Origin of the sequence: Haemophilus sp. HMSC61B11, assembly GCF_001838615.1 — a bacterium.
GTDB classification, from domain to species: domain Bacteria; phylum Pseudomonadota; class Gammaproteobacteria; order Enterobacterales; family Pasteurellaceae; genus Haemophilus_D; species Haemophilus_D parainfluenzae_AD.
The window spans coordinates 364,828-389,791 of record NZ_KV837957.1 but is presented as its reverse complement, the minus strand read 5'-3'; the positions used below and the strand labels follow the sequence as shown (position 1 = coordinate 389,791).

At 39.9% G+C, this 24,964-nt stretch carries 27 protein-coding genes; 10 read left to right on the top strand and 17 right to left on the bottom strand.

What is annotated here, in order from left to right:
* Positions 1-4: 4 nt before the first annotated feature.
* The 7 genes from HMPREF3263_RS03645 to grcA all read right to left on the bottom strand — a co-directional run bounded on the left by HMPREF3263_RS03645 (position 5) and on the right by grcA (position 6,339).
* Entirely contained in the window at positions 5-637 is a 633-nt protein-coding gene (locus tag HMPREF3263_RS03645) for a lysophospholipid acyltransferase family protein (RefSeq protein ID WP_065243018.1), read from the bottom strand.
* An 11-nt stretch (positions 638-648) separates the two neighbouring features.
* The gene (locus tag HMPREF3263_RS03640; protein ID WP_070852976.1) at positions 649-1,254 is read right to left on the bottom strand and encodes a CDP-alcohol phosphatidyltransferase family protein; all 606 of its coding nucleotides are present in this window, start codon (positions 1,252-1,254) and stop codon (positions 649-651) included.
* Positions 1,255-1,332: 78 nt separating this feature from the next.
* Complete coding sequence (era, locus tag HMPREF3263_RS03635; RefSeq protein ID WP_049379962.1) at positions 1,333-2,247, bottom strand: GTPase Era; 915 nt, start codon at positions 2,245-2,247, stop codon at positions 1,333-1,335.
* The gene (rnc, locus tag HMPREF3263_RS03630) at positions 2,244-2,927 is read right to left on the bottom strand and encodes a ribonuclease III (protein ID WP_005697844.1); all 684 of its coding nucleotides are present in this window, start codon (positions 2,925-2,927) and stop codon (positions 2,244-2,246) included. The genes era and rnc overlap by 4 nt, the downstream gene beginning before the upstream one ends.
* A 1-nt stretch (position 2,928) precedes the next feature.
* Positions 2,929-3,978, bottom strand: coding sequence for a signal peptidase I (lepB, locus tag HMPREF3263_RS03625; RefSeq protein ID WP_005697919.1), 1,050 nt, complete (start codon positions 3,976-3,978; stop codon positions 2,929-2,931).
* Positions 3,979-3,990: 12 nt separating this feature from the next.
* Positions 3,991-5,787: a translation elongation factor 4 gene (gene lepA, locus HMPREF3263_RS03620; RefSeq protein ID WP_070852987.1), complete on the bottom strand. Its 1,797-nt coding sequence runs from the start codon at positions 5,785-5,787 to the stop codon at positions 3,991-3,993.
* Positions 5,788-5,955: 168 nt separating this feature from the next.
* On the bottom strand, positions 5,956-6,339 hold the full coding sequence (grcA, locus tag HMPREF3263_RS03615) for an autonomous glycyl radical cofactor GrcA (RefSeq protein WP_005697846.1): 384 nt from the start codon (positions 6,337-6,339) through the stop codon (positions 5,956-5,958).
* Between the two features lie 250 nt (positions 6,340-6,589).
* Between grcA and ung the strand changes: the two genes are divergently transcribed.
* Positions 6,590-7,264, top strand: coding sequence for a uracil-DNA glycosylase (gene ung / locus HMPREF3263_RS03610; RefSeq protein WP_256337386.1), 675 nt, complete (start codon positions 6,590-6,592; stop codon positions 7,262-7,264).
* On the opposite strand, the gene tadA is transcribed toward ung, so the two are convergent.
* From tadA to ampD, 6 genes are all read right to left on the bottom strand, one after another.
* Positions 7,261-7,779 carry a tRNA adenosine(34) deaminase TadA gene (gene tadA / locus HMPREF3263_RS03605; protein ID WP_111304820.1) on the bottom strand — a complete coding sequence of 173 codons (519 nt, stop codon included), beginning with the start codon at positions 7,777-7,779 and terminating at the stop codon, positions 7,261-7,263. The two genes, ung and tadA, sit on opposite strands and share 4 nt — an antisense overlap.
* Positions 7,780-7,788: 9 nt before the next feature.
* The gene (locus HMPREF3263_RS03600) at positions 7,789-8,640 is read right to left on the bottom strand and encodes a thymidylate synthase (protein WP_005697830.1); all 852 of its coding nucleotides are present in this window, start codon (positions 8,638-8,640) and stop codon (positions 7,789-7,791) included.
* Between the two features lie 10 nt (positions 8,641-8,650).
* The gene (gene lgt, locus HMPREF3263_RS03595; protein ID WP_005697817.1) at positions 8,651-9,460 is read right to left on the bottom strand and encodes a prolipoprotein diacylglyceryl transferase; all 810 of its coding nucleotides are present in this window, start codon (positions 9,458-9,460) and stop codon (positions 8,651-8,653) included.
* A gap of 8 nt (positions 9,461-9,468) precedes the next feature.
* Positions 9,469-10,263, bottom strand: a complete 795-nt coding sequence (locus HMPREF3263_RS03590) for a sulfite exporter TauE/SafE family protein (RefSeq protein ID WP_005697877.1) — start codon at positions 10,261-10,263, stop codon at positions 9,469-9,471.
* Positions 10,263-10,856 carry an RNA pyrophosphohydrolase gene (gene rppH / locus HMPREF3263_RS03585; protein ID WP_005697825.1) on the bottom strand — a complete coding sequence of 198 codons (594 nt, stop codon included), beginning with the start codon at positions 10,854-10,856 and terminating at the stop codon, positions 10,263-10,265. The genes HMPREF3263_RS03590 and rppH overlap by 1 nt, the downstream gene beginning before the upstream one ends.
* 483 nt (positions 10,857-11,339) lie before the next feature.
* Entirely contained in the window at positions 11,340-11,903 is a 564-nt protein-coding gene (gene ampD / locus HMPREF3263_RS03580) for a 1,6-anhydro-N-acetylmuramyl-L-alanine amidase AmpD (RefSeq protein ID WP_005695512.1), read from the bottom strand.
* 142 nt (positions 11,904-12,045) lie between these two features.
* Between ampD and ppdD the strand changes: the two genes are divergently transcribed.
* The 8 genes from ppdD to rhlB all read left to right on the top strand — a co-directional run bounded on the left by ppdD (position 12,046) and on the right by rhlB (position 18,314).
* Positions 12,046-12,489 (top strand): prepilin peptidase-dependent pilin, encoded by a 444-nt coding sequence (gene ppdD / locus HMPREF3263_RS03575; RefSeq protein ID WP_005697917.1) that lies wholly within the window; start codon positions 12,046-12,048, stop codon positions 12,487-12,489.
* Positions 12,490-12,495: 6 nt separating this feature from the next.
* A complete protein-coding gene (locus HMPREF3263_RS03570) occupies positions 12,496-13,875 on the top strand; it encodes a GspE/PulE family protein (protein WP_005697930.1) in 1,380 nt (459 codons plus the stop codon).
* A gap of 8 nt (positions 13,876-13,883) precedes the next feature.
* A complete protein-coding gene (locus HMPREF3263_RS03565; protein ID WP_005697852.1) occupies positions 13,884-15,107 on the top strand; it encodes a type II secretion system F family protein in 1,224 nt (407 codons plus the stop codon).
* The gene (locus tag HMPREF3263_RS03560) at positions 15,104-15,781 is read left to right on the top strand and encodes a prepilin peptidase (RefSeq protein WP_049367123.1); all 678 of its coding nucleotides are present in this window, start codon (positions 15,104-15,106) and stop codon (positions 15,779-15,781) included. The genes HMPREF3263_RS03565 and HMPREF3263_RS03560 overlap by 4 nt, the downstream gene beginning before the upstream one ends.
* An 86-nt stretch (positions 15,782-15,867) precedes the next feature.
* The gene (gene coaE, locus HMPREF3263_RS03555) at positions 15,868-16,488 is read left to right on the top strand and encodes a dephospho-CoA kinase (RefSeq protein ID WP_070852974.1); all 621 of its coding nucleotides are present in this window, start codon (positions 15,868-15,870) and stop codon (positions 16,486-16,488) included.
* A complete protein-coding gene (gene yacG / locus HMPREF3263_RS03550) occupies positions 16,481-16,687 on the top strand; it encodes a DNA gyrase inhibitor YacG (protein ID WP_005697875.1) in 207 nt (68 codons plus the stop codon). The genes coaE and yacG overlap by 8 nt, the downstream gene beginning before the upstream one ends.
* On the top strand, positions 16,684-16,965 hold the full coding sequence (locus tag HMPREF3263_RS03545; protein WP_005697815.1) for a GNAT family N-acetyltransferase: 282 nt from the start codon (positions 16,684-16,686) through the stop codon (positions 16,963-16,965). Before yacG ends, HMPREF3263_RS03545 begins: the two co-directional genes overlap by 4 nt.
* Before the next feature lie 89 nt (positions 16,966-17,054).
* Positions 17,055-18,314: an ATP-dependent RNA helicase RhlB gene (rhlB, locus tag HMPREF3263_RS03540; protein WP_005697880.1), complete on the top strand. Its 1,260-nt coding sequence runs from the start codon at positions 17,055-17,057 to the stop codon at positions 18,312-18,314.
* Between the two features lie 40 nt (positions 18,315-18,354).
* Here the strand turns inward: rhlB and mreD are convergent, their stop codons facing one another.
* The 4 genes from mreD to HMPREF3263_RS03520 all read right to left on the bottom strand — a co-directional run bounded on the left by mreD (position 18,355) and on the right by HMPREF3263_RS03520 (position 23,010).
* Positions 18,355-18,843, bottom strand: coding sequence for a rod shape-determining protein MreD (mreD, locus tag HMPREF3263_RS03535; RefSeq protein WP_005697811.1), 489 nt, complete (start codon positions 18,841-18,843; stop codon positions 18,355-18,357).
* Positions 18,843-19,907: a rod shape-determining protein MreC gene (gene mreC / locus HMPREF3263_RS03530; RefSeq protein WP_005697884.1), complete on the bottom strand. Its 1,065-nt coding sequence runs from the start codon at positions 19,905-19,907 to the stop codon at positions 18,843-18,845. The genes mreD and mreC overlap by 1 nt, the downstream gene beginning before the upstream one ends.
* A gap of 85 nt (positions 19,908-19,992) precedes the next feature.
* Complete coding sequence (locus HMPREF3263_RS03525) at positions 19,993-21,048, bottom strand: rod shape-determining protein (RefSeq protein ID WP_005695498.1); 1,056 nt, start codon at positions 21,046-21,048, stop codon at positions 19,993-19,995.
* Positions 21,049-21,219: 171 nt separating this feature from the next.
* Positions 21,220-23,010, bottom strand: coding sequence for an ABC transporter ATP-binding protein/permease (locus HMPREF3263_RS03520; RefSeq protein ID WP_070852973.1), 1,791 nt, complete (start codon positions 23,008-23,010; stop codon positions 21,220-21,222).
* Positions 23,011-23,175: 165 nt separating this feature from the next.
* Here HMPREF3263_RS03520 and HMPREF3263_RS03515 point away from each other — a divergent pair, with 165 nt between their 5' ends.
* The gene (locus HMPREF3263_RS03515; RefSeq protein WP_070852972.1) at positions 23,176-24,828 is read left to right on the top strand and encodes a putative transporter; all 1,653 of its coding nucleotides are present in this window, start codon (positions 23,176-23,178) and stop codon (positions 24,826-24,828) included.
* Positions 24,829-24,964 lie beyond the last annotated feature (136 nt).

The window sequence follows — 24,964 nt, the reverse complement described above, 5'->3', positions numbered from 1 at the left end:
GCTCCTAAGATTTGCCTTTTTCACTGACATTTAAACTTAATAATGCCGATTGAGTGCGTGTTAAAAAGCCCTCTTTAGCCTCTCCGTTCTCAATCTTTAATGGTTCGCCAACATAAAGATCACATAACAATGGTATTGGTAAAATAAAACCTTTTGGTAAAACATTATTCATATTGCTAATCCAAACGGGCACAAACTCACAATCAGGGTTTTCTTTGGCTAAATAAAACAATCCGCTTTTAAACGGCTGAAGTGGTAAATCATCATCCATCTTGCGAGTTCCTTCAGGGAAGATAATCAGTGAATCATTGACTAATGCTTCGCTCATTTGTCGTATGGCAGCTTTTGGATCTTGGCTATTACGTTCAATCAGTAACATATTGAACACTTTATAGGCTAAAAAGCGACGAATTGCCCCTTTTGTCCAATAATCTTTGCCTGCAACAGGGCGAGTTTGTTTTCTTACTTCATAAGGCAATGAAATCCAAAGTAAAATAAAATCCCCATGACTATTATGATTGGCAAAATAAACACGATGCCCTTCTGAAGATTGTTCCGCAATTGCGGCTTGTGGTCGAACGCCTGTAATAAAAGAAGCAAAACGACACAATAAAAAATCGATTAATCTCGCTAACATAGTTGCTCCTATTACGCAGTCACTTCCGCCAAGCCATTTTTTACTCGCTTAATACAAGTCACAATGAGCAAGATAATCACGATATTGGCTACCCACCAGAAAAGTGAATGCAGGCTACCATTCACCGCATAGAGTAAACCGATCACACCAAATACGAATGCACGATCACTTTTACCCATTGGGCCATCATAACGACGCGTTTTGCCTTGAACTTGCCCCAAAATGCCACATAACTCACTCAACGCGGCAAGCCAAATAATACTTGAGATTTGAATACCATCAAAAGGCGCGACAAAAGCAAAAGGAAGATAAAGAGCCGCATCTGAAACGACATCAGTAATCTCATTAAGATAGCCCCCTAATCGACTTTTTTGATTAAATTCACGTGCGAGCATGCCATCAATGGCATTCAATGCCATACGCAAAAACAACCAAATAGGGATAAGAAAGAAAAGAGAGGAAAATGTCGGAAATAGTGCGAGAACCACACCTAATAAAATAGAAAATAAGCAGGCAAGCAGCGTAACTTGATTTGCTGTTACGCCTTTCGCTGCTAATTGCCTAACTAAAGGCCGAAGTAAATTCTGAAATTTGGGTTTTAAGGCATAGATACTCATCTACCATCTCATTGTTTTTATTAGTAAATATAAAAATTTTGCTAATAATAGAATAGTATAGAGTATTACTCAAGTTTTTTATTCATCCATATAACCTAAACTTCTTAAGGCACGTTCATCATCCGCCCAACCGGACTTCACTTTTACCCAAAGTTCAAGGTGTACTTTATTATCAAATAAGCGTTCCATGTCAGCACGCGCTTCCATACCAATGGTTTTAATTTTTTGCCCTTGAGCACCGATCACCATTTTCTTTTGGCCTTCGCGCTCAACTAAAATCAAGCCATTAATTTCATAAGTACCACGCTCATTTACTTTAAATTGTTCAATTTCAACCGTTACAGAATAAGGTAGCTCTTCCCCTGTGAAACGCATTAATTTTTCACGAATAATTTCTGACGCCATAAAACGCTGTGAACGATCCGTTACATAATCTTCAGGGAAGTGATGAACGCCTTTACGTAATGACTGACGAACAATTTTCTCTAATTGATGCACGTTATTACCACGTTGCGCAGAAATCGGCACAATGTGAGCAAAGTCAAATTTACTGCCTAAATCAGTAATAAATGGCAACAAATCATCTTTATTCTTGACGTTATCAACTTTATTGATGGCGAGTACAACAGGCGCCTTGGCATTACGTAATTTGTTTAACACCATTTCATCATCGGCATTCCAATGTGTACCATCCACAACAAAAATAATGAGATCCACATCCCCGATTGCCGAGCTTGCTGCACGGTTCATTAAACGGTTAATCGCGCGTTTTTCTTCGATATGAAGTCCCGGCGTATCCACGTAAATTTCTTGGTAGATGCCTTCCGTTTTAATTCCCACAATACGGTGACGAGTAGTTTGCGCCTTGCGAGAAGTAATCGAGATTTTTTGTCCCAAAATCTTGTTTAACAGGGTGGATTTCCCTACATTTGGGCGGCCTACAATGGCGATAAAACCACAATAGGTTTCTTGGTCTTGATTTAATTCGGTCATTTTATTTCCAATATTTTTAAAATTTGTTCTGCGGCCGCTTGTTCTGCTTTACGGCGGCTAGAACCTTTCGCAATAAAAGTGCGGTCAATATTTGGTACGTTTTTTACCGTACATTCTACGGTGAAGGTTTGGCAATGTGCTTCCCCCTCAATTTTTATTACTTCATAGGTTGGTAAAGCGAAATGCTTACCTTGTAAATATTCTTGCAAACGTGTTTTGGCATCTTTTTGGTTATCACCCGGCTTAATTTCAGCGAGTAAAGTTTTATACCAGCTACGCACAATATCTGCCGCTTTATCAAAGCTTGAATCCAATGCCATTGCGCCAATTACCGCTTCCACACAATCTGCCAAAATAGATTCTCGACGAAAGCCTCCACTTTTCAATTCCCCTGAACCTAAGGACATATAATCTCCAAGCTCAAAATTGCGGGCGAGCATTGCCAGAGTTGGCTCTCTAACTAATGTTGCACGCATTCTGCTTAGTTCACCTTCATTACAACGAGGGAATTGATGATAAAGCGCATCCGCAATGACATAATTGAGAATAGAATCACCTAGAAATTCTAGGCGTTCATTATGTTGAGTGGAGGCACTGCGGTGTGTCAGTGCCAATGTTAAGTTTTTTAGATCGGAAAATTGATAACCAATTTTTCGTTCTAGTCGATCTAGATGATTCATATTAATTAATTTTTGTAAAGAAACGGTCTAAACGGAAGCCTGTTGGCCACTCATTTGGTTCTTTTTCTAAACTCATCCAAATATAAGTGGCTTTACCCACGATATTTTTTTCTGGTACAAATCCCCAAAAACGGCTGTCATCACTATGATCACGGTTATCCCCCATCACAAAATATTGCCCTTCAGGCACAATCCATTCTGCTGTAGGCAAGCCTTCTTGTGGATAGAATTCAATACCCGAATAACGGCGCATTGGCTCCACTAAAATACTGTGTGTCACGTCACCGATTTCCAAATATTCCACTTGCGTTGGGAATGCTGGATTTGTGGGTTCTTGTTTATATTCAAACGCTTTAGTTTGACAATCTACTTCACAAGGTTTGCCATCTTTACCATAAACCAGCGTTAAAGCACTTTTTTCAACATCAAGGATAATACGGTCACCGCCTTTACCCACAATACGTTTGATGTAATCCACACCTGACATATTGTTTTTAGATGTTAACGCAAGATTTTCAGCATAAGCCGCTCGCGTTGCCCCTAAACTTGTACGAAGTAATGCTTGTTCCGGCGCTTTAAACACGATCACATCACCACGTTCTGGTTTATTGCCTTCAATAATCGTATTTTGGAAAATGGGGTCTTTAATACCATAAGTATATTTATTAACAACGAGGAAATCCCCTACGCGCAACGTCGCTTCCATTGATCCTGATGGAATTTGAAATGGCTCAAAAATAAATGAACGTACAAGGAATACCACGGATAACACAGGGAAAAGCGAAGAAATAAATTCTGAACCTTCTGAAATAGGCTCAATTTTCGCTTTTTCTTCATCCGTTAATGCTTTGCCTGAGCGCTGTTCTGCGCGTGCGATTTGACGACGACGTCTCGGCATCACAGCAAAGCGGTGATAACACCATAAAATGCCGGAAAGTGCGGTCAAAATCAGCAACAAAATACTGAATGTGTTAGGCAGTTGGAAATAATCTAACGCTTTCCAACCGGCAAAGCCTACGGCTAACAACAGAATAAAAAATACATTCGACATTGCTCTACTTTCCTATTTATCTTTACCTACATGTAAGATCGCTAAAAACGCTTCTTGCGGCACTTCCACGTTACCTAAAGATTTCATTCGTTTTTTACCTTCTTTCTGTTTCTGTAAGAGTTTTTTCTTACGGCTCACGTCACCACCATAACATTTTGCTAATACGTTTTTACGCAATTGTTTTACGGTTGAACGCGCAATAATGTGGTTACCAATCGCGGCTTGAATCGCGATATCAAATTGTTGACGTGGAATCAGTTCACGCATTTTTTCAACTAATTCACGACCACGGTAAGGTGCATTATCTTTATGAACAATTAACGCTAACGCATCAACACGATCACCATTGATCATGATATCCACGCGTACCATGTCTGCTGCTTGGAAACGTTTGAAACCATAATCCAAAGACGCATAACCACGCGATGTTGATTTTAAGCGATCGAAGAAATCTAATACTACTTCACCCATTGGAATTTCATAAGTCAACGCAATTTGGTTACCGTGATACACCATATTGGTTTGTACGCCACGTTTTTCCACGCAAAGGGTAATGACATTTCCTAAGAATTCTTGTGGCACGAGCATATTACACTCTGCAATTGGCTCACGAATTTCCGCAATATTATTTAACGGTGGCAGTTTCGATGGGCTATCAACATAAACGACTTCACCATTGGTCATTTCGACTTCATAAATTACAGTTGGTGCGGTGGTAATCAAATCAAGATCATATTCACGCTCTAAACGCTCTTGAATGATCTCCATGTGTAAAAGCCCCAAGAAGCCACAGCGGAAACCAAAACCTAAAGCCGTCGAATTTTCTGGCTCATAGAAAAGCGACGCATCGTTTAAGCTTAATTTACCTAACGCATCACGGAAAGCTTCATAATCGTCTGAACTAACTGGGAATAAACCAGCATAAACCTGCGGTTTTACTTTCTTAAAGCCTGGCAATATATGGCTTGCAGGATTGTGTTGATGGGTTAAGGTATCCCCTACTGGTGCACCTAAAATATCTTTAATCGCACAAACAACCCAACCTACTTCTCCAGTATTTAATACCGTCGTATCCACTTGTTTTGGCGTGAAAATCCCTAAACGATCAACGTTGTAAGCCTGTCCAGTAGACATTACTTTGATTTTATCGCCTTTACGCAATACGCCATTTTTAATACGAACTAATGACACCACGCCTAAATAATTATCGAACCAGGAGTCAATAATCAAGGCTTGTAACGGTGCTTCAGGATCACCTTCTGGCGCAGGAATTTTCGCAACAATTTCTTCTAATACATCTTCAATACCCACACCGGTTTTCGCCGAACAACGTACCGCTTCCATCGCATCAATACCCACGATGTCTTCAATTTCTTCTGCAACACGTTCAGGATCCGCTGCCGGTAAGTCGATTTTATTCAAAATCGGCACGACTTCTAAATCCATTTCAATGGCCGTATAGCAGTTTGCCAAGGTTTGGGCTTCTACGCCCTGTCCTGCATCCACAACTAACAATGCCCCTTCACAAGCCGCAAGAGAACGCGATACTTCATAAGAGAAGTCCACGTGTCCTGGTGTATCGATAAAGTTTAATTGGTAAGTTTCACCGTCTTTCGCTTGATAATTTAAGGTTACACTTTGCGCTTTAATGGTAATGCCACGCTCGCGCTCAAGATCCATGGAATCCAACACTTGCGCTTCCATTTCACGATCCGAAAGTCCCCCACAGGTCTGAATTAATCGGTCAGAAAGGGTCGATTTACCGTGGTCAATATGGGCAATAATAGAAAAGTTGCGAATATTCTTCATAAATAGATTAGTTTTCTCAAAAATCATTAAATTTAACTGGCGGATTGTACCTGAAAAGCGCGGAAATCGCTAGGGATGAAAGGGAAAAGTGCGGTCAAATTTTCAAACCTTTTAGATAAAACAAAACCCCGAATTACTTCGGGGTTTCTTTTTTCATTCAAACTGAAATTATAGACTTTCAGTGAAAGTACGAGTAATAACGTCGCGTTGTTGTTCTGGCGTTAAAGAGTTGAAACGTACTGCGTAACCAGAAACACGGATAGTTAATTGTGGGTATTTATCCGGGTTGTTTACTGCATCTTCTAATGTTTCACGACGTAATACGTTCACGTTTAAGTGTTGACCACCTTCAACTTTAACAGTTGGTGCTACGTTTACCGGTAATTCACGGTATTCGATTTGGCCTAATTCGCTTACTGCTACTACTTGGTCTTCTGCGAATTCAGCTTTTGCACATAAACAACGAGCTTCATTTTTTTCGCTGTCTAATAACCAGAATGAGTTTAAAAGATTGTCATTTGCTGCTTGAGTAATTTGAATACCTTTGATCATAAAGTGCCTCCTAATTTGGCGGTTGTATATTTATTAAACTGTGCAAATTTTATCAAACTATTTGAAGAATTCAATTAATTTTGACCTAAAACAGGTTCTTTTTTCTGACTAATTTTTAAAAATTGATCTAGATTAATATTTCTCTCGAAATAAGGCCTCAATACACCTTCTAATTTAACAAGATATTAACATCACTCTTAGGTAAAGCCTTTCTAAGCAATTTCATTTATAATATGTCAAAGCTTATCCAATAAGGAAATACAGAATGAAAACCTGGACAGATGTGATCGGTCAAGAGAAAGAAAAACCTTACTTTAAACATATTCTACAACAAGTTCATCAAGAGAGACTCGCGAGGAAAACCATTTACCCACCGCAAGACGAAGTGTTTAATGCCTTTAAATATACGGCATTTGATGAGGTGAAAGTCGTCATTTTAGGGCAAGATCCCTATCATGGCCCAAATCAAGCGCACGGTTTAGCTTTTTCGGTAAAACCCGAAGTGGCCATTCCGCCCTCTCTGCTGAATATGTATAAAGAATTGACTAATGATATTCCTGGTTTTCAAATGCCAAATCATGGCTACTTGGTGAAATGGGCGGAGCAAGGTGTACTACTGCTTAACACCGTACTAACTGTAGAGCGCGGCATGGCACATTCGCACGCTAAATTTGGTTGGGAAGTTTTTACAGACCAAGTAATTGCAGCACTTAATGAACACCGTGAAAAAGTAGTATTTTTACTTTGGGGAAGTCATGCACAGAAAAAAGGGCAATTTATTGATCGCAATCGTCATTATGTTTTAACTGCCCCGCACCCTTCCCCACTTTCTGCACATCGTGGTTTTTTAGGATGTCATCATTTTTCTAAAACTAACGAATATTTAAAACAACATGGTTTAACTGAAATTGATTGGCAAGTTTAAGATTGTGGCTCTACATCAAGCGGGAGATTCTTTTCCCGCTTTTCTTCCTTTTTCTGCTCTCGTCTTTTCTTGAAAAAATCACTCAATTTCTGACCGCACTTTTCTGCCAACACGCCAGACGTAATTTCTAACGTGTGATTCATTTTATAATCATCAAAGAAGTGAAAGCGAGAACCTACAGCCCCCGTTTTATAATCTGATGCACCGAAGACTAAACGTTTAATTCGACTATGCAAAATCGCGCCCGCACACATAGTACAAGGCTCAAGGGTGACATAGAGTGTGGTATTGAGAAGGCGATAATTTTGAATATTTTGCGCTGCGTTACGCAATGCGACAATTTCAGCATGAGCGGTCGGATCATTTTCAATGATAGATAAATTCCAGCCTTCACCGAGAATATTTCCTTCATCGTCCACTAACACCGCCCCGACAGGAATCTCGCCGAGTGCTTCTGCACGATCGGCAAGCATCAGGGCGTGTTGCATAAATTTCTCGTCTAAATCTGACCGCACGTTGAATGCCTAAACTGAGAAAGGATATTTGATTGGTTCGTGAGATTGATAACCCACCACCTTGAAATCATCCATCGTCACCCAAGTTTCAAGATCTTCAAGGGTTTTAATATCAGGATTAATTTCTAATTGTGGTGAATGGAATGGTTCACGTTTTAATTGCACATCACGCATTAACTCTAGTTGGTCTTCATAAATATGCGCATTTACAATTTTATGATATGCCTTACCCGGTTTATTGCCGGTAATTTGCGCCATCAAAGCAAGGAAAGTAAAGACCTGAATTTGATTGAAGTTTAAGCCAAGTGGCACATCACAAGAACGCTGATAGCTGGTTAAGTGCAATGTATCGCCCACTAAGGAAAATGTGTGAGTGTGCATACAAGGACGCAAACAGCCTAGGTCAAATTCGCCAGGATTGAAGAAAGTCAGAATTTCACCGCGATCATCAATACCTCGACTTAAATTGTTTACAATTTTACGAAGTTGATCGATGGTTTCGCCATTCGGTTTACGCCATGCTCTGCCTTGCACACCATAAACACGGCCCATGTCATCGGTGCCTTTACGATGTGGATTGGCAAGCCAAGCTGCATTTTCATTAGCATTTGCATCCCATGTTTTGGTGCCAAGCTTGCGGAAATCCGCGGCGTTATCATAACCACGGATATAACCTAAAAACTCCGCAATTGCCGCTTTCCAATAACTTTTTCGCGTGGTAATTAAGGGGAATTGATTATTAGCAACATCATATTCTAAATCCGCATTAATCACTGTAAGGCAACGCTTGCCAGTACGCTCGTTAGCAACCCACTCACCTTCATTTACAATGCGTCGACAAAGATCTAAGTATTGTTTCATAAAAAACTCCTTACTGATAAACCGCACTTTTCGCGCGATTGTATGCCCATGCTATAATTAATCCACCGCCAATAATCATAGGTAAGCAAAGAGCCTGGCCACGTGTCATGATGCCTAAGAAAGATTCCACTTCAGGCTCACGAACATATTCAACGATAAAACGGAAAATCCCGTAACCAACCAGGAATAATCCAGCCACTGAGCCCACAGGACGAGGCTTTTTAATGAAGACATTCAGAATAATAAACAACACGAAACCTTCTAAGAACGCCTCATAAAGCTGTGAAGGATGGCGAGGTAATAACAATGGATCATTCGGGAAAATCATAGCCCAAGGGACATCCGTTTCTCGTCCCCAAAGTTCTAAATTGATGAAGTTACCAATTCGTCCCATCCCTAAACCAAATGGAATCAAGGGCGCCACGAAATCTGCTGTTTGCCAAAAACTTCTTTTTTGAGAATAAGAGGTCCAAATCATTGAGATAATCACCCCAATTAATCCACCATGGAATGACATTCCTCCTTCCCAAACACGGAATAAATACAACGGATCTTGAACAAAATGATCGAAGTTATAGAAAAAGACATCACCAATGCGACCACCTAAGAATACGCCCATAAAGCCATTAAAAAGTAACGTATCCACTTGATCCACAGTCCAACCACTATTAGGTTGATTGGCACGACGAACAGCTAACCAGCGGGCAAAAATAAAGCCTAATAGATACATTAAGCCATACCAACGCAGCCCAATATTACTATCACCGAAAGTGAAAATAGTCGGATCAAAATGTGGAAGCATCAAAAATTCTGAATTCATAACATTCCTTATTTCATAAACATATCAACTGCGATCGCAACTAATAGTAAGGCAAAGCCTTTTTTCAAGGTTGGGACTGGGAGTTTCGAGGTCGCGGTTGCCCCTAATTTAGAAGTGAAAAATGAAGTACCTGTAATACCAAGCACGGCAGGCAAATAAACATAGCCTAGGGAATAATCTGGCATGGAAGGATTGCCCCAGCCACTCACCATAAAACTCAACATGCCTGATAAACCAAGAAGCGCCCCACAAAAAGCGGAAGAACCGATGGCTTTTTTCATATCAATACCGCGGGAATTTAAAAATGGCACGATAAAACCACCGCCACCTACGCCCGCTGCGCTAGATGCCATCCCAATTAAAATACCCCCAATAACAGAAGCTTGCGTTGTTAAAGGTTTGGTTTTCCCTGTGTTTTTCTTAATAGAAATCACCATTTTTACCGCTAAATATACGACTAAACAGGCAAAGATTTTGGCTGATACATCACGATCAAGCTTGCCAATAAACAAACCAGAGATAAAGACCGAAATCATGACCATCGGTGCCAATACTTTCACTGCACTCCACTCTATATTGCCTAGTTTATGATGACGCTGTGCAGAAGAGAAGCCGGTAATGACAATGGTCGCAAATGAAGTTCCTAATGCCGTGGACATCAGCAAGGGTTCAGGTACGCCTACCATCGGCAATAAATAAACCAAGGTAGGGACGATTATTAACCCACCACCAATGCCAAATAATCCGGCAAGAAAACCAACAACAGACCCGACAAGTAAACAAAGTAGAATAAAAGTGAGCATTATTGCCCCCTTGATTTATAAGATGAACGTTTTTGATATTTAGAAAAACCATTTTTACGCGGCGCATGATAAGGTTTATTTGTCTCATGCTCTTGCGTATTTTCAAGCAATGTTTTTTCGTTGCCAAATATCACTTGAGCAAACTCTTTCATCGCTTTGCGATAAACATCTTTCTTAAAGGACACAACCTGACGTACGGGATACCAAAAACTCACCCAACGCCAACCATCAAATTCCGGTGATTTTGTTGTGTTCATATTAATATTTTTTTCATCACCCACTAATTGCAACAAAAACCAACGTTGTTTTTGCCCAATACACACGGGTTTGCTGTCATAACGCAGCAATCTTTTTGGCAGCTTGTAACGCAACCAATGTTTAGACGCGTAAAGCACCTTTACATCTTTGGGTTGCAAACCAACCTCTTCATATAATTCACGATACATGGCTTGTTCGGCACTTTCGTTATCATTGATTCCGCCTTGCGGGAATTGCCACGAATTCTGCCCGTATCGTTTAGCCCAAAGCACCTGCCCTTTGCGATTACAAATGACAATGCCTACATTTGGACGGTAGCCATCAAAATCGATCACTATCGTTCACCTTAAATTCTATACAAAAATAATTTGCAGATTGTTTCATAAATTCGCTTTTTTATCAACCGAATGGGCATATTTACCCTGTTGTGGATAAGTTTGTGGGTAACACTTGGATAGTCTAAATTTAACTGTGTATAAAGATCAAAAACTGCTTTTCATTCTTCACTTTTTTCATTTTTGCATAACATTTAATCAAAAATTTCTCGAAAAAATGACCGCACTTTTTCTCATCAAAGTGCGGTCAAAAATTCAGCCATTTTTTAATTTAAACATCTCTTGTTTGATGAAAAAATAACAGCTGTGAGTTATTCAATATTTCTGTGGATAAAATTGTGATTGAGCAAATGGCGAGTTTTGTATAACTCTTCTTAGCATTTTACCATCAATTTGTGAGAAGAAATTTTATCTTTAATTTCATTAAGATAACGCTTATTCACAGAAATCCTCTTATTCACATTCAAGTAAAAATTTTAGTGGTTATTTTTCATCCAAGCCTTTTTTGACTAACGCTAAATAGCGTTCCCATTCAAAATATTGACCAGGATCGATCTTACGACCAGGCGAAATATCGCAATGCCCAACGATACGATCGAGCGTTATTTTCGGGTACGCCTGCATGATATCTCGTGTTAATTCAGCAAGTGCTTGATATTGCTCCGCTGTAAAAGGTTGTTCATTACTGCCCTCTAGCTCAATCCCAATCGCAAAATCATTACATTTATCGCGTCCTTCAAAGCAAGAAAGCCCTGCATGCCATGCTCTGTCATCGAAACTGACATATTGTGTCACCTTACCATCCCGTTCAATTAAACAATGGGCAGACACGCGAAATTGATAAATTTCCTCAAAATAGGGATGGATGGTTGGATCGAGTTTACCTTGGAAAAAATCATCTACATATCCCCCACCAAATTGTTCTGGCGGCAAACTGATGTAATGAATGACGAGTAATGAAATATCCTCTACATCAGGACGTTCATCAAAATGTGGTGAAATCACTTTTCTTGCCTGGCTTAACCAGCCATTTTTTATCTTATTCATCTGTTTTTCTGCGATTAAATTTTATTTTTGCGATCGAGATCGCAAAAGAAGTGCGGTCAGTTTCACTTTCATTTTTCCCTTTTACACAATGTTGCAGCCAATCCTGGCATTTTTTTATTCAACCAAAAGGAAATTTAATTTAATGAAACTGACTTTTTCTAAACCTTTACATAAAGGTTTTACGTTAATTGAATTGATGATCGTGATTGCGATTATTGCTATTCTCGCGACGATCGCCATTCCGTCTTATCAAAATTATACCAAAAAAGCGGCTATCTCCGAATTGTTACAAGCTTCGGCACCTTATAAATCTGATGTGGAGTTATGTGTCTATAGCACCAATGCCCCGACAAACTGTTCTGGTGGTTCAAATGGCATTGCAGCAGACATCACTACTGCAAAAGGTTATGTTAAATCCATTACCACGAAATCGGGTGTGATTACGGTAACAGGAAATGGTGCATTAGATGGGATCAGTTATTCTTTAACGGCGACAGGCTCAACCTCATCAGGTGTTACCTGGACAACCGCTTGCCCAAGCAATGCGGATTTATTCCCTGCGGGTTTCTGCTCTCCTACCAAATAGCGAAACATGGCCTATCAAGCAATCGCAAAAAATGGCGAGATTTATCATATCTCGCCACAATATTGGCAACAAAACCAACAGCAACAAGCTTTACTGTTGCGTTACTTTGCTCTCCCTCTTAAAGAAGACGAACACCATTTATGGCTTGCGGTGGATTCGCTAAATAATCTTGCCGCTTGTGAAACCTTTGCTTTTTTAAGTGGAAAATTAGTTGAACCGATTTTATTTGAAACGACTCAACTCAAACAACTTTTACAATCCCTTGCCCCTAAAGCCAATCAAATAGAAGACCAAACAACGTTTTATCATCATTCTGAAGACGAAAACGCTGCTAATTTATCTAATGAAGATGAACCCGTTATTCAATTATTAAATAGTATTTTTGAAACAGCCCTACAAAAAAATGCCTCCGATATTCATTTAGAAACTCAGCCAAGTGGACTCTTAATTCGTTTACGTATTGATGGCGTACTACAGCCACAGCCGGTAATCAGTAAAGCGTTCGCCAATCGTGTGATTTCTCGTTTAAAACTCTTAGCTAAACTGGATATCAGTGAAACTCGGCTACCACAAGATGGCCGCTTTCAATTCAAAACCACGTTCTCCGATATTTTAGATTTCCGCCTTTCTACCTTGCCCACACATTGGGGAGAAAAAGCGGTATTACGATTACAACAAAATAAACCAGTTCAGTTAAGTTTTGCTGAACTTGGCATGACACAAAAGCAACAAATCCAATTTCAACACGCGCTCAGCCAACCTCAAGGTTTAATTCTTGTAACTGGACCAACAGGAAGTGGAAAAAGTATCTCGCTTTATACCGCACTTCAATGGCTCAACACATCAGATAAACACATTATGACGGCAGAGGATCCTGTTGAAATTGAATTAGAAGGCATCATTCAAACTCAAGTAAATCCGCAAATCGGTTTAGATTTTAGTCGATTACTTCGTACATTTTTACGACAAGACCCCGACATTATAATGCTTGGTGAAATTCGAGACGAAGAAAGTGCATTAATGGCATTAAGAGCCGCTCAAACCGGCCATCTAGTACTTTCTACCTTACATACCAACGATGCCATCTCAGCCATTTCACGCTTACAACAATTAGGCATTCAATCTCACGAAATTGAAAATAGTCTCTTATTAGTTATCGCACAGCGATTGGTACGTAAACATTGCTTAAAGTGCGGTCAACATTTTAATGATTCTTGTGATTGTCATCAGGGATACCGAGGTCGAATTGGGGTATATCAATTTTTACAATGCGAAGACAACCGTTACCAAACCGATTTTGACTCACTTTATCAAAGTGCGTTAGAAAAAGTAAAAGATAACATTACTGATCTCGCCGAAATTCAACGTGTGTTAGGTAAAAAATAGGTATCACCATGGCAAAGCAAAAACTCTTTTATTTCCAAGCCTATGATCAGCGACAACAATGGCAAAAAGGCAGTCTTGTTGCACAATCTAAACAAGCCGCGCAATTTCTGTTAATTGCGAAAGGTTTTAGTCGAATTCGCTTGCAACAAGATTGGCAACTTAATCAAAAACCTAAAAATGCAGAAATCAGTGCTTTATTGAATCAATTGGCTACTCTGCTCAGCTCTGCCATTCCATTAAAAAATGCATTGCACATTTTGCAAGATAACTGCACGCAATTGGGATTGCATCAGTGGCTTGCCGCCTTAATTGAATTAATTGAAAGTGGTCTTCCGTTTTCACAAAGCTTGGAAATACAAGGAAAGTATTTAAATTTTCAAGAAATTCAGCTCATTCAAGTGGGAGAAATGACAGGAAAACTGGCGGAGGTATGCACTAAAATCGCAGAACGTCGAACGCAATCATTAACGCTTCAACGCAAATTACAAAAAATTATGCTTTATCCTGCCATAGTATTAGGTATTTCACTATCACTTACGTTGATTTTACTACTTTTCGTTGTACCGCAGTTTGCGGAAATGTATGGCGAAAATTCAGCTGAGTTACCTACATTAACCGCCGTATTATTAGCAATGTCTCAATTCTTACAACATCATTTTATCGCCTTGATGATTGCCTGCATTTTCGCTCTTTTTATGCTGAAGATGGCATTAAAACATTCTCTTTGGCTGAATCAAAAAAAGAATGCACTGATTAATCGCATGCCAATTTGGGGCAATATCATTTGCCTTTCTCGCCTAATCAGTTTTAGCCATAACCTGCAATTAATGCTTCAATCCGGTGTAGCCTTAACGCCTGCGTTAAATAGTTTTCTTCCCAAACAGCAAACTTGGCAAACACAACGTACCTTAAAAGGCGATATTCTGCTACAACAAGAAGTGCGGTCAATTTTACAGTGGGTTTCTCAAGGTTATCCATTTTCAGAAAGTGTCAGTAGCCATCTTTTCCCAATGGAAGCGCAGCAAATGCTACAAATTGGCGAAAAAAGTGGAAAACTTGCGTTGATGTTGCGCCATATTGCTGACAACTATCAAGAAAAGCTTAATCATCAAATTGATTTACTTTCCCAACTTTTAGAGCCATTAATGATGCTCATTATTGGTAGTTTAATTGGTATCATAATGATGGGGATGTATCTGCCAATTTTTAATATGGGTTCGGTAATCCAATGATGACATTCGCCTTTTTCTTATTGGGTGGTTTAGCGGGCATCTTTGCTTGGTTTTATATTGATCGTTTTATTCCTAACCTTCAACAAGAAATTTATCAGAACTATGTCGAACTTTATCCCGAAAACAGGCCTATTTTCCATAGCGAAAAAGCATTGATTCAATCTCAAAAGTGTGGTCATATTTTTCGTTATTTTTTAGGATTCGGACTCTGTTTTGCTGTACTCGATTATTTTCTTCAGGATGAATTGTTTACTTTATGGCTCGCGATTACGCTTAGTCTCATCTTTGTTATCAGTTGGCTAGACTGGCATTATCAACTGATTTCACCAACACCTTGCCTATTTTTATTTTTCCTGGGGCTATTCGGCGCACATCAAGAATTTTCAATTCTGACGCTTTCTCAAAGTTTAGAAAGTGCGGTTAGTTTTTTCAGTGTTTTTTATATCATCTATCATTTGTCTAAATGGTTTTATAAGAAGGAAGCGTTAGGTCGTGGGGATTATTGGCTCGCTTTGGGAATCGGCACTTATCTCACCATCGAATACTTACCACTTTTCTTATTCATTGCCTGTCTATTAGGCATAATAGTCTATTGGATTTCTCGTAAACCTGTTTTACCTTTTGCGCCCTTTCTTTGCATATCGTTAATCGTCACCAGTGCAATAACCTTATAAATGTAATATATTGGCAACATTGGAAAATATTATATTTAAAGGATAGATGCGAAACATCCCCTCTAAATCAAGTAGCAAGGAATCTTATGACTTATATTGTGGGCCTCACTGGCGGCATCGGTAGTGGAAAAAGCACAATTGCAAATCTTTTTGTTGAACTTGGTGTCCCTATTGTTGATGCCGATATTGTGGCAAGAGAAGTGGTTGAAAAAGGCTCGCCGCTACTTGCTCAAATTGCTGAGCACTTTGGAAAATCGATTTTGACTGAAGAAGGCGAATTAAATCGAGCTGAGCTACGAAAAAAAGTATTTGCAGACGAAAATGAGAAAAACTGGCTCAATCATTTATTACATCCTGCTATTCGAGAAAGAATGTTAGCACAGTTAAATGCTCAGACCGCTCCTTATACCTTGTTTGTCGTTCCACTGCTTATTGAAAACAAGCTCACCACGCTTTGCGATCGCATACTTGTTATCGATGTTAAACCTGAAACTCAACTCGCTCGTGCGTCGTCAAGAGATCATAATAATCTTCAGCAAATTCAAGCTATTATGAATGCACAAGTCAGCCGTGAAGAAAGATTAAAATGGGCGGATGATATCATTTCCAATGATGCAAAATTGCCTGAAAACTTACCGCACTTGAAACAAAAAGTGCTAGAATTACATCAATTTTATTTAAATGAATCGAGAAAGAAAAATGTCTGATGAAATTTTTGAAGTCCCTTGCCCTAAATGCCAAAAGCCCGTACCTTGGACACAGGAAAGTCAATTTCGCCCTTTTTGCAGCAAACGTTGCCAACTTATTGATTTAGGGGAATGGGCTGAAGAGGAAAAAGCCATTCCAAGTGACACAGCAGATTTCACCATGGATCCCAATCTCAGTGATGAATGGAGTATCAAATGAGTCTTCAGCATCACGATAATGGTAAACAGGGCGAGTTTTTCTTACTCGATGATCAAGGCAAGAAAATCGCGAAACTCACCTATTTTTGTGAAACACCCGATACCATTAATGCCAATCACACATTTGTTGATGATTCTCTTCGTGGACAAGGTGTAGCGGACAAACTCTATCAAGCCTTAATTCATTTTATCCAAGCTAAAAAGCTGACACTGCTCCCAACTTGTAGCTATATTGCAAGAAAATGGGAGCGAACCCAATCAGCTCAATCACAAGCTTAATCTTATTAATAAGCTCGTCATTTTTAAGGATATTTTTCCGACTTCGTGCTATCCTTAGTCCCATTTATTTCTGAGAACCATTATTTATCATGCAAGAAAATTATTTAAGTCAGCAGCAGTTTGCTGATCTTCCATTACATCCTATCGTAAAAAAAGCCTTACAAGACAAGGGGTTTGAATACTGTACCCCTATTCAAGCGTTATCATTGCCTATTACCTTGCAAGGAAAAGATGTTGCCGGCCAAGCACAAACCGGCACGGGTAAAACCATGGCATTTTTAACGGCAACTTTTCACCACTTATTAACGCATCAACCTGATTTTGCCACCAATCAACCTCGCGCATTAATTCTTGCACCAACCCGTGAACTGGCTGTGCAAATTAATCATGATGCTGAGTTATTAGCGAAAACAAGTGGATTACGAACCGCACTTGCTTATGGTGGTGATGGCTATGATAAACAGCTCAAAGCTATCGAGGCCGGTGTAGATATTTTAATTGGTACCACGGGCCGTGTGATTGACTACGTGAAACAAGGGATTATCCGTTTAGATGATATCCAAGTCGTAGTATTGGACGAAGCGGATCGTATGTTCGATTTAGGTTTCATTCGTGATATTCGTTATTTATTACGTAAATGCCCTTCTCCACAAGAACGCCTCACAATGTTATTTTCTGCAACGCTCTCTTACAAAGTGCGAGAACTTGCCTTTGAAGATATGAACTCACCGGAATATATTGAAATTGAACCAGAACAAAAAACGGGGCATCGAATTAAAGAGGAACTGTTCTATCCCTCAAATGAAGACAAAATCCCCCTCTTACTAACGTTAATGGAGGAGGAATGGCCAGAGCGTTGTATTGTTTTTGCGAACACTAAACATAAATGTGAAGAAATTTGGGGCTATTTAGCAGCAGATGGCCATCGTGTTGGATTACTCACGGGGGATGTGGCACAGAAAAAACGTCTTTCATTGCTTAAACAATTTACAGATGGTGAGCTCGATATTCTCGTGGCAACTGATGTTGCAGCGCGTGGATTGCATATTTCAGACGTGACTCATGTCTTTAACTTTGATTTACCCGATGATCGAGAAGATTACGTTCACCGTATTGGTCGTACTGGTCGAGCTGGTGAAAGTGGTGTGTCTATCAGCTTTGCTTGTGAAGAATATGCGATGAATTTACCGGCAATTGAAGAATACATTGGTCATTCTATTCCCGTCAGTCAATATGACCCGAATTCATTGATTTGTGATATTCCAAAACCTTATCGTTTAAAGCACCATTCTACGCCCCAAACGAGAAATACTTCGACGAGAAAAACAAACTATCGTCGTAAAAACTAAAAAGAAAAGCTGATGAACTTCTTCATCAGCTTTTTTATGATTAATGCAATCCAACTCTTCGACGCGCAGTACGCATTAATAAGAATACCCAAGGCCATAATACGCCAGATGCAACAGCACCAAAGATTTCCTGCCAATTAAAAAATGCACCATGCAAAGAAAATTCGACTAAGAAAATAGCCACTCGAATGACAAAAACGAAAAGAAGCACTAATAAGCTTTGAAACCACAAGGAAAGGTTACGCAACATTAAGTAATATTTAGAAACAAAATAGAAGGTAATAGAAAGTACCAGCGCATGCACGCCTAAAATAGAGCCTAGCACAATATCCCATAAAACTCCGAGTAAAAATGCCAAACCAATGCTTACTCTATCAGGTAAAGCAAGGGTCCAGTAAAGCAAGACTAAAATCAACCAAGAAGGTTTAAAGGCTTGAAAGCCAGCTGGCCATGGCGCTAACTCCATCACTAATGCCACAACAAAAAAGCATAAAATGGCCGCCCATTGAAAAATAAAACGCCCTTGCATTAGTCTTCATCCCTATGTTCTTGTTGATCTGGAGAAACCGGTTCCTCTTGTTGAGGCATTGTGGTCGGAATTTCAGGATCCACTATTTCTTTTCCTGTATGTGGTTGAGAGCTATCCGATTGCTCATCCATAATTTTGGTTTTTCTCACAGAATGTTTTGCTTCATGAGCTTGGCTTTCCAAACGCTGCTGTACAAGACGACGCACTTCTTCCGGTGACATAGATTTGACTTTCGACATATCAAGATTGCTCGGCCAAAGTAAAAGCAGATAACGTAAACGATCTAACTCAGCCAAAGGTTTAGCCTTCACCGTTGCAAAGTAATTTGAGCCATCACGAGACACACTTTGTACGACTGCCACAGGATAGCCTTCTACAAAACGTCCGCCCAAACCCGAAGTTACTAATAAATCGCCTTTTTCAATATCTACGGAACGAGGCACATTATCTAAGGTAAGCTCATCAGAGTGTCCTGTACCACTCGCAATCACACGAACATCATTACGTAAAACTTGTACTGGAATTGAATGAGTCACATCCGTTAAAAGCAATACTCGGCTCGTATTTTCGCCCACAGATATAATCTGTCCAATCATCCCTTTTTCATCAATCACTGGTTGACCGACATAAGCGCCATCACGTTCCCCTTGATTGATCACCACTTGCTGACGATAAACGTCAGTTTCAGCGGTAAGCACTTCTGCAATCTTTTTATATTCATCCGTGCGTAAAGGCGAATTAAGAAGTAAACGAAGACGTTGGTTTTCTACCTTGAGTTGATCCAATAATAAAAGATCGGCATTTTTCTCACGCAACTGCTCACGCAATACTTTATTTTCAATAAGCAGTTTATTGGTATCCACCAAGTTGCTTGATACACCATCTAGAACTGTTCTTGGCCCATTCGCAAGGTAATATAAGCCTCCGACAGCCGTCTCCATGACACTACGCGCCTTCGTCATTGATGAGGTTTGCCCATCAACTAAAATGAGTGTCATCGAAGCAATCACCGCTAATGTGAGTCGGATACCTAATGGTGGTGCTTTACCAAAAATGGGTTTCATTCACTGTCCTAGGGTTGAAAGGAAAAGTGCGGTCAAAAAATTAGACGAATTAAAACGCCGATTTTTCTAACCGCACTTTTAGAGATTAAATTTCGTCGCTAAAAATATCGCCACCGTGCATATCGATCATTTCGATTGCTTCACCACCACCACGAGCTACGCAAGTTAATGGTTCTTCTGCGATGATTGCCGGTACGCCACATTCTTTTGATAACAATACATCAATATTGCGTAATAAAGCACCACCACCAGTTAATACCATGCCGCGTTCGAAAATATCTGCGGCGTGTTCCGGTTGGCATTCTTCAAGCGCTGTACGCACCGCTGCAACAATGCCATTTAATGGTTGTTGAAGGGCTTCTTGTACATCACGAGAGGTTAATTTGAACGAACGAGGCGCACCTTCAGCAAGATTGTGACCGTGCACTTCCATTTCTAAAATTTCATCGCCTTCTTGAATGTAGGCTGTACCAATTTCGTGTTTGATACGCTCTGCAGTTGGCTCACCAATCACAGAGCCAAAAGTGCGACGAACATAAGAGATGATCGCTTCATCAAAACGGTCACCACCAATACGTACAGAAGATGAATACACAATACCGTTTAAAGAAATCACCGCCACTTCAGTGGTACCACCACCGATATCAATCACCATTGAACCGATCGCTGTAGAAACAGGCAAGTTCGCACCGATTGCAGCCGCCATTGGCTCTTCAATTAAATACACTTCACGAGCACCAGCACCTAATGCAGATTCTTTGATCGCACGACGTTCAACTTGAGTCGCACCAGCCGGTACACAAACAAGCACGCGCGGGCTAGGACGCATAAAGTTACCGCTATGTACTTGTTTAATAAAATATTGCAACATTTTTTCAGTCACAGAGAAATCGGCAATTACACCATCTTTCATCGGACGAATTGCCACAATGCTTTTTGGTGTACGGCCAAGCATTTGTTTTGCTTCTTTACCTACTGCTGCAATGCTTTTATATGCGCCCATACGATCTTGACGAATTGCCACCACTGAAGGCTCATCAAGTACGATACCTTGGCCTTTCACGTAAATTAATGTATTTGCTGTACCTAGATCGATAGAAAGATCGTTTGAAAATAAACCACGAATTTTTTTGAATAACATAAGAATTCCGTCATTAGTTTGGTGAAAAATTACTCATTTCTGAGCATAGAAAAAAATTGTGCTAAATGTACCAAAAAATCGAGCTTGATAACAGGATTTTTTGCCTTGATCCTCTACACTTACCTCGCTATTTTTTCTAACAAGGTAAGTGCGGTCAATTTTAGTGGCGTTTTATGCCTGATTTCGGTCAGTGAATTGCCACTTACCGTTACCTAAAATCATCAGTTGTTGCTGATGGAAAGCCTGCAAGGTTGAACGATGTCCCACGCTAATAACGGTTGTATAAGGTAAGCGTTCTTTTAATAGACGATACATCGTATCTTCTAAGCCTTCATCCATACTCGCTGTGGCTTCGTCCAGGAATGCGACGTTCGGTTTGTGTAATAGCAAACGAGCAAAAGCCAAACGTTGTTGCTCACCAAGTGATAGAATACGTGTCCAATCTTGCTCTTGCTCTAAACGATCTTGTAAATGCCCTAAAGACACTTGTTTTAACACCTCAATCATCTCATCACGATTAAAGTCCTTTTCTTCATTCGGATAAGCCAACGCAGTCAATAAACTACCCTGTGGTAAATAAGGTTTTTGCGATAAGAAAAGTTGGTGAGTTGGACAATACACATCCCCTTCAGAATACGCCCAAAGCCCTGCTACTGTTCTCAATAACGTGGTTTTACCCACGCCTGAATTACCTTGAATTAATAAGGTTGAACCTTGTGGCAGCATCAAATTTAAATTCTCAATTAAGGTTTTTCCAAATGGATTACTGATGCTTAAATCCTTAAAGATCACGTCAGTTTCATGTTCGTGTAAATAGGAGGTAGATTGACGATTAGCCATATCAATCGCATAACCAAAGCCGGTCAAACGATCCAATGTGGCTTTGTATCCGGCAAAACCATCGTAAGAATTACGGAAGAATGAAAGATTGGAATGCAACTTACCAAATACTTGTAGCGTTTGCATAAGATCACCAAGTTTAATTTGCTTCTCAAAATAGCGACCGACTTGAATAAGCAAAGGAAACACAACAGAAACTTGGCTAACCACTAGGTTAAAACCAGAGAATTTTAAAGTTCGATAAACAATATCCCACATATTATTGATCACCGAGCCGAATTGTTTATAAAGTTGGCTACTCTCGACTTTCTCCCCCGCATAAAAGGCCACACTTTCCGCATATTCCTTGATACGAATTAAAGAATAACGATAGTTAGCGTTTAAACGTTCGTTGACGAAATTCAACATAATTAACGGACGTCCCAAACGGAATGCTATCGCGGTAGTAATAATCACATAAGCGAAGACCAAGAACACCATCATGCGTGGAATTTCAGTACCCAATACCATCATTGGTCCCGCTAATCCCCACAATAAGATCGTATAAGAAATCATCGAGGTGACAGCATCAATCACACCTGTGCTTAAGGAAAGTGAGGTTCTCACATAAGATTGCACATCTTGTTGAATACGTTGATCGGGGTTATCTAAGTTAGCGGAAACATACTGTGTTTTATAATACGCACGATTATCCATCCATTTATCGACTAACTGACTATTCAACCATTCAATCCAATTAATAGAAAAGCGTTGTTCTAAATAATAGCTAAGTAATGCCGTCATGACAGAGCTTGTCGCAATCACACAAAACAGCACCATTTGATCCCAAAACACCGGTTCATTAAATTCCTGTAAGGACGTGTACATATTGTTGTACCATTCGGAATGCACCAAGCTAATACGCACACTGACCAATGTCATCGCCACAATTAACAAGAAAAATAGCAAAGGTTTAATACTTCGGCGTGGTGAAAGATAACCACCAGCAAATTGCCAAAATTGTTTCCCCCAGTGGGTAAAACGGACTAATAAGAAAATACCAAAGCTAAACACGACAGCCGTCATCGCTAATGTTTTTGCTATCCATAAAAGCGAATTAATGGCCTCTTGAGCGTAATCCATAATCAACCTATAAAATCAAAAAAGTGCGGTCATTTTAGGCGGTGTTTATTTTTAAGCAAGAAAAAATGTGATGGAGATAACATTTTTTGACTTTGTCACAAGCGGGTAAGAAATCTAATTGATATAATCCAAAATAGTTAAATTTTTAATAAATTAGAGGTCGGTATGAGTGAAACTGCGATTACCATTAGTTTGCTTGCCCTCGTTGCCGTGATTGGCCTATGGATCGGGCATTTTAAAATTAAAGGTGTAGGTCTGGGTATTGGGGGCGTGCTATTTGGTGGGATTTTAGTTGCCCATTTTACCACCCAATATGGCATTAAATTAGATAGCCATACATTACATTTCGTGCAAGAGTTCGGCTTAATTCTGTTTGTTTATACGATTGGTATTCAAGTGGGGCCGGGCTTTTTTGCTTCCTTACGAAAATCAGGCTTAACCTTAAATGGGTTAGGCATTTTAATCGTTGCACTTGGTGCAGTGGTGACAATTCTCATTTATAAGCTGGCGGATATTCCTCTTGATGTCGCGCTTGGTATTTACTCTGGTGCTGTCACCAATACGCCATCTCTCGGTGCGGGTCAGCAAATTCTTTCTGAATTAGGGATGTCGCAAACGACGTCTAATATGGGGATGGCCTATGCGATGGCCTATCCTTTTGGGATTTGTGGCATTTTGCTTTCTATGTGGCTTATTCGTCTTTTCTTTAAAATTAAAGTGGATGAAGAAGCAGCAAATTTTGAAAAAGAAACAGGTAACGATAAAGAAGCGCTCAAAAGCCTATCTCTAAGAGTCACCAATACCAATCTCAACGGCATCCATTTGATTGAAATTCCAGGTTTTGATGATGAAGATGTCGTCTGCTCTCGATTGAAACGAGGTGAGCTTGTTATTGTGCCAAAAGCGGATACCAATGTTCAGCTTGATGATATTTTACATTTAGTTGGTAACCCTGAAGGCTTGAAAAAAATGCATCTGATTATCGGGGAAGAAGTTGATGTTCCAGTCGCAAGCTTAAGTGGAGAAATTCGTTCTGAGCGAGTGGTCGTGACAAATGAAAAAGTGCTCGGAAAACAAATTCGTCATCTCGGCATTCATCAAAAATACGGTGTAGTCATTTCACGTTTAAACCGAGCAGGTGTCGAATTAGTACCAACTGCACATACTACCCTTCAATTTGGTGATGTATTACACATGGTGGGTAAAACTGATATTCTCAACCAAGCCATTTCAGTGATCGGGAACGCCAAACAGAAACTGTTACAAGTACAAATGTTGCCAGTATTTATTGGGATTGGCTTAGGGGTATTACTCGGTTCCATTCCTTTCTATATTCCAGGCTTCCCTGTGGCATTGAAATTAGGGCTAGCGGGCGGGCCATTAGTCGTCGCATTGATCTTGGCTCGAATTGGCTCTATCGGAAAACTCTACTGGTTTATGCCGCCAAGTGCTAACTTGGCGTTGCGCGAAATTGGTATTGTGCTCTTCCTTGCTGTAGTTGGTTTAAAATCTGGTGGTAGCTTTGTTGACACACTCACTCATGGTTCTGGTCTTGAATGGATGGGATATGGTATTTTTATTACGCTTATTCCATTAATCATTGTCGGTGTAATTGCTCGATTATATGCGAAATTAAATTATCTTTCTCTTTGTGGTCTGTTGGCGGGTTCGATGACGGATCCTCCAGCACTCGCTTTCGCCAATGAACTGAAAGAAGGAAGCGGCGCTGCCGCACTCTCCTATGCGACAGTCTATCCGCTCACAATGTTCTTGCGAATTATTTCACCGCAATTATTAGCCATTCTATTATGGGTTTAACTCCTTCAAACTTGGGGCAGAATGGCTGCCCCAATATTTACGTTAAGCACCATGAAAACCATAAAACAATTCAAATAAAATCTGCCCTAAGCCTATCCCTTTCCCTCATTCAATGATAGAATTCATCGCTTTATTT